Source organism: uncultured Sphingorhabdus sp. (assembly GCF_937872355.1).
Classification (GTDB): domain Bacteria; phylum Pseudomonadota; class Alphaproteobacteria; order Sphingomonadales; family Sphingomonadaceae; genus Sphingorhabdus_B.
Map to the genome: position 1 here is coordinate 1 of NZ_CALMSV010000130.1, position 5,372 is coordinate 5,372.

At 55.6% G+C, this 5,372-nt stretch carries 6 protein-coding genes and 1 tRNA gene; 4 read left to right on the plus strand and 3 right to left on the minus strand.

What is annotated here, in order from left to right; all coding sequences use genetic code 11:
- Positions 1 to 326 (minus strand): N-formylglutamate amidohydrolase (locus Q0239_RS08115; protein WP_298600971.1); only part of this gene is annotated, 326 nt, incomplete at its 3' end.
- Positions 327 to 442: 116 nt separating this feature from the next.
- Between Q0239_RS08115 and cpdR the strand changes: the two genes are divergently transcribed.
- From cpdR to Q0239_RS08130, 3 genes are all read left to right on the plus strand, one after another.
- Positions 443 to 820 (plus strand): cell cycle two-component system response regulator CpdR, encoded by a 378-nt coding sequence (gene cpdR / locus Q0239_RS08120; protein ID WP_298600974.1) that lies wholly within the window; start codon positions 443 to 445, stop codon positions 818 to 820.
- A 56-nt stretch (positions 821 to 876) separates the two neighbouring features.
- Positions 877 to 951 (plus strand) — tRNA-Val (locus Q0239_RS08125).
- A gap of 246 nt (positions 952 to 1,197) precedes the next feature.
- Positions 1,198 to 2,673 (plus strand): DUF4403 family protein, encoded by a 1,476-nt coding sequence (locus Q0239_RS08130; protein ID WP_298600975.1) that lies wholly within the window; start codon positions 1,198 to 1,200, stop codon positions 2,671 to 2,673.
- Positions 2,674 to 2,685: 12 nt separating this feature from the next.
- Here Q0239_RS08130 and Q0239_RS08135 read toward each other — a convergent pair whose 3' ends face one another.
- The gene (locus Q0239_RS08135; RefSeq protein WP_298600978.1) at positions 2,686 to 3,762 is read right to left on the minus strand and encodes an AraC family transcriptional regulator; all 1,077 of its coding nucleotides are present in this window, start codon (positions 3,760 to 3,762) and stop codon (positions 2,686 to 2,688) included.
- An 89-nt stretch (positions 3,763 to 3,851) separates the two neighbouring features.
- On the opposite strand from Q0239_RS08135, the gene Q0239_RS08140 reads away from it, so the two are divergent.
- Positions 3,852 to 4,625 carry a thioesterase family protein gene (locus Q0239_RS08140; protein ID WP_298600981.1) on the plus strand — a complete coding sequence of 258 codons (774 nt, stop codon included), beginning with the start codon at positions 3,852 to 3,854 and terminating at the stop codon, positions 4,623 to 4,625.
- Here Q0239_RS08140 and rlmN read toward each other — a convergent pair.
- Positions 4,622 to 5,372: 23S rRNA (adenine(2503)-C(2))-methyltransferase RlmN (gene rlmN, locus Q0239_RS08145; protein WP_298600985.1), on the minus strand; the 751-nt coding region annotated here is incomplete at its 5' end. The genes Q0239_RS08140 and rlmN overlap by 4 nt on opposite strands.

Here is a 5,372-nt window from a genome sequence, read left to right on the forward strand (position 1 = left end):
CGTTCGCCAACTCTGCCCTTGACCATTTCCGGATCGAGTTCGTCTTCGCTTCGGTTCAGATCCATCCATGCGCGCGCACGGCTGGCAACAATTGCAGGCATCCCTGAAGCAAGTGCTGTGCTGACTAGACGGTCGGCATAGCGGTCTTCCAACCTTTGTAATGCAACTGGGGTGATTCGCAGATTATCGAGGAGTTGGGCCGGGTACTCCCGACCGGCATGCGGCACGGATATGAGAATAGGCAGGGCGGGAGAATCCAGATTGAACAGCTGAAATCCACAATTTCTGCTGTTTTCGGAACTTTCGATGCAGCCCGTTTTGTCCATTGCAGCATAGGATAGGACAAAATTGGTAAATGCGGTGCAATATTTTTACGGTCTGGTGGTATCTACAGCCCAATTGAGAATCGCGACGGCAGAAAAGCTCGATGACAGGACAAGCAATGACCAGAATTCTTCTTGCGGAAGACGAACAAGCGATGCGCGAATATCTGGCGCGCGCGCTCGAACGCTCGGGGTATGACGTCGTCTCCGTCGACCGGGGGACTGAGGCGGCACCACTTTTGGAGCGCGAGCATTTCGATTTGCTTTTGACCGATATCGTCATGCCCGAAATGGATGGGATAGAACTGGCCCGCCATTGCAGCAAAGTTTCGCCACGCACCGAAGTCATGTTCATTACCGGATTTTCAGGGGTCGCCTTGCGCGCCGGGCAATCGATGCCGCAGGCGAAAGTTCTGTCGAAGCCTTTCCACCTGAAGGACCTAGTACTTGAGGTTGAGAGGCTGTTCACGAAAGAAAGCGCGACCGGTCTTAATTGAACGCCGATATTCGGGCTTGAACGGAATCATTTAGGCCGCTAATGGGCCCGCAGCGTGGGCGTATAGCTCAGTGGTAGAGCACTGTGTTGACATCGCAGGGGTCGCAAGTTCAATCCTTGCTACGCCCACCATTTTCCCCTTTTTGTCAGCATCCTAGAATCGACCCAGGAACGTGAATGATTTGCGTGTTGCGACTTGAGACGCACAATGCCAGCATGCATGCAATAATCCGGTCGCATCGATAAGTTTACATTAGGTCATGTTCGAACATTGATTTCGCAAATGCGGATGCGAGGGGCATTATGCGCAGTGCAAGCAATGCGGTCTTCTTTTGGTTGATATTATTTTCAACTTTTCTCGGCGGCTGTGAAAAGCAGGTGGGTAATCCAGCGCCCCCGCGTATCGATACGGCAGCCGAACTGCCCAAGCAGACCTCGACAATCATTGTCCCGCTCAGCCTCGATATTGGAGGACTGGAGGCAAAGCTCAATCAATCGGTGCCAACCCGGCTGTGGGCCATCAACCAATATGAACCCAAATGCATTCCTGCACAGCGGGTTACGATCTGTCCTGTGCACAAGAAAAAGTGCAAGGGTGAGGCGTGCAAAAATGTTGACTGCAAAGTCGGTTTCAAGCGCACCAAGGTGACCCCTGATGTCGCCTGCACCATCGTCGGGCATGTCAACAGAGGACGTATCCGCCTGTCTGGGCGTGGCGATCTATTGACCGTTTCAATGCCGGTGAACGCTGTCGTCAGCGCGCGCGATGTTGGCGGCGTCATCAAGCGTGAAACGGCCAATGCTTCGGCCGATGTACGCGCGCAAGTTCGCATCTCGATTGATAAAAACTGGTCACCGCGGGCAAAGGTCGACATCGCCTATGACTGGCGCGAACCGCCTGGGATCAACTTTCTGGGCAAACGCGTCCATTTCGTGCGCAAGGCAGATGCCGAACTGGCAAGGGTGATAGCCGGTTTGGAGCGAGACCTTTCGCGTGAGATTGCCCAGTTCCAAACGCGCAAACTTGTCGAGGGTGCTTGGGGCGAGGGGTTTGCGACCATCATGCTGAATCGCGAACGCCCCCCGGCCTGGATGCGGGTGACGCCGCAAAAACTTGGATTTGGGGGATATCAGGTCCGGGGTCGGCAACTATTGTTGACCTTGTCTGCGGAAGCCGTGACAGAGACCTTTATTGGCGATCGGCCCGACACGCCGGAAATCACCCCCCTTCCATCCCCAGCGAAAATGTCCGGTGATCATGGCTTGCGATTCCACATCCCGGTGCTTGCCGATTATCGTGAACTGGAACCGGTGATTTTACGTGCGCTGCGCAAATTGGCAGCCAGGGGTATTGAGCTCGACCAGATTGGCCCGGTGAAAGTCGATTTCAAAAAGGTCACAGTCTATGCGACCGAAGGGGGCAGGATTGCCGTTGGTGTCGAAGCCAATGCCGATATTATGCGTAGCCCTCTCAAAGGCACCAATGGCGTTATCTGGTTATCTGCGATTCCATATAACGAAGCGAATTCACAAGTGGTCAAGATACGCGACTTGCGGATCGCAGGGACGACGGATCGCGAGGCGGTTAATTTGCTCTTTGCCCTGTTCGCCGATCCCGAAGTTCTTGCTGAAATAAGCAGGACATTGGTGACCGATTTCAACAAGGATTATGAGAAAGTCCTAGTCGCGGCGAAAAAGGCGATCGCAATGCGGCAAGAAGGGGATTTTACGCTGTCGGCCGAAGTTGATGAAGTCAGCCACGGTACGGTTATCGCAACCGGGCAGGGGCTTTTTCTCCCCGTCGATGTGACCGGTAAGGCAAATATTCGCTACACGCCCCGCAAAGCTCGGTAGCGCATCCTCCTCTTAGGCGGCTTTGCGAGCCACAGCCTGCCATCCCTTGCTCGGCGGCTCGCCATACCAGCGCCGATAGGCGCGCGTGAAAGCACTTAATTCACCATAGCCCAGTAATTCGGCTACCTCGGCCAGCGCGCGCTTGTTCTCGAACTTGTAGAGATCACACATGCTTTTGCGAATATCGTCCAGCATCGTCCGGAACGGATTACCCTGCTCAACCAGGTTCCGTCTTAAAGTGCGCTCGGCCATGCCGAATGATCGTGCGACACGGTCAAGCGTGACCGGCGATTTGTTGAGCTCGGTCCAAAGGTAGAAGTAGGTAAAGGCTGAAAGGCGAAGCCCCGCGTCAAACCATTGGACCGGTTGCCAATGGCATTTGGTGGCAGCGGCCAGCAATGCTGGGTTCGCGAATGGCGACGGTGCGCGGCACTGCTCGGTCAAAAACTCCACCATCGTCTCTTTGGTGCCGAAGACGATTGGAGCGCCGATATATTGTTCATAGAGAGAGACATCAAATCTGGGCCTATGCTGCATCGAAACGCCCGATATGATCAACCGCTCGCCCCATATTTCGCGCGCGAGGCGGACATATGTCACCATTGAGAACTCGACTGCTGCTGCAATATCCTGCGGGTCGTTGCCTAAGGCATTCCATTTGAGAACGGTGAATTCATCATGTTCGGCCAATGATGTTCGGTAGATATTCTGGCGCAGCTCCTGCATCTGAACATTCGCGTCAATTACATCATATAGTGTCGGCAACAGACGTGTCGCATAACCGATATCGGAAAAGCAGCGCGGTTTTGAATCACGCCCGATTTCCAGAACTGCAGCGGGTTTGTTTAGTTGCGTTTCGATCGCCAGCAATAAACGGTTGAGCACGACGCCCGGCACCCGGCTCAACTGGTTTCGAATGGTTGCTTCGCTTATTCCGACTGCATCCAGCAAAGCCGGTCGCTGTGCGCCCAGGCCGACCGCCGCTGCTATCGCCCGGCCGATCAGATTGGCTGATGCTGTGTTTGGTGGAATAGGAACGCCTCCGCCCACCAGCTTTTCGACCCAGCCGAACTGATTGCTCCCTTCCATAAAAGCATCTCAACCACTGCAAGCCACGCTATGCAAGCCCAATGTCTTGATTGCTTGCGACAATAGTTCGCGCGCGATAAGCCAACTAAATGAACCTTGCAGACATCCTCGCGCAGCTCCGCGCTGACACGACCGACCAAAAAATCACTATCCCATCGACCTGGCATCAGGGACGGACTGCCTATGGCGGTTTGAGTTCGGCATTGGCCTACCAATCGGCAAAATTGGCAGCACCTGACCTGCCGCCGCTGTTGACGGCGCAGATCGCCTTTTCGGGGCCGCTGTCGGGCGAGGTGGAGATCCACAGCAAAGTTTTACGCCGTGGCCGTAACAGCGCTTTCATCAAGAGTGAAATTACTGTGGGCGCGGAGGTCGGCCTTAGCTGCGTCTTCGTCTTCATGGCGCGGCGTGAAAGCCATATCGACTATGAAGGCCTGCCCCGCCCGGAATTTCCGCCTATCCCCGAAGATGGCAAGACCCGCAGTGGCCCGCCCGAATTCTTCACCCACAATATGGACTATCCCGAGAAGCGGTTGATCCTAGGCATGGATAAGCCTCGTCTTGCCAACTGGCACCGCTTGAAAGAGCGTGAAGGCCTTGATTCCGTGGCCAATTTGATCTGCATGGGTGACGCCCTGCCGCCATCGACGATGGGGCTGATGAAAAAAGAGGGGATGATCAGCTCGATCAATTGGCAGATCAACCTGCTCACCGATGCACCTGAAACCGAAAATGGCTGGTGGTTCCTCGAAAGCGAAACCCACCATGCGGTTCATGGCGCGAGCAGCCAATATATGACGGTCTGGAACAGCAAGGGCGAACCAATGATGACCGGGATGCAGTCGGTGGCGCTGTTCGTCTAACCCAAAGCTGCCTGTTTTTCCTCTGCTAGCCGGTCCAGTTCGGCCCGGCTCTTCTTCTCAGCCGCCGATTTCAGCTGGCCGCACGCTGCCATGATGTCGCGCCCGCGTGGAGTACGCACCGGCGCGCTGATGCCGGCTTCGAAGATCAGGTTGCTGAAGGCGCGGATACGCTCGGGAGTCGAGCACTCATAAGGCGCGCCCGGCCAGGGGTTGAACGGGATCAAATTGACCTTGGCGGGCAATTTGTACTGCTTGATCAAGCGCACAAGCTCGCGGGCGTCATCGTCGCTGTCATTCTTGTCCTTCAGCATCACATATTCGAAAGTGATGCGCCGCGCATTGTTCGCGCCCGGATAGTCTGCGCAGGCCTGCAGCAGTTCCTCGATGCCATATTTGCGGTTGAGCGGGACGATCTCGTCGCGGATTTCCTTGCTGATCGCATGGAGTGACACGGCGAGGTTCACACCGATTTCCTCGCCCGCCTTTTCCATCATCGGTACAACGCCGCTAGTCGATAGTGTGATGCGGCGCTTCGACAGCGCAAGGCCATCGCCATGCATCACGACCTTCAACGCGTCGCGGACATTGTCGAAATTATACAGCGGCTCACCCATGCCCATCAGCACGATGTTGGTGAGCATCCGGCCATCGGAGGTATAGTGGCCGGTATCGTCGTCCTCGTCATCCTCTTCGCCGAAGCCGGCCATATTGCCCTTCGGCCATTCGCCCAGCGCGTCGCGCGCCAGC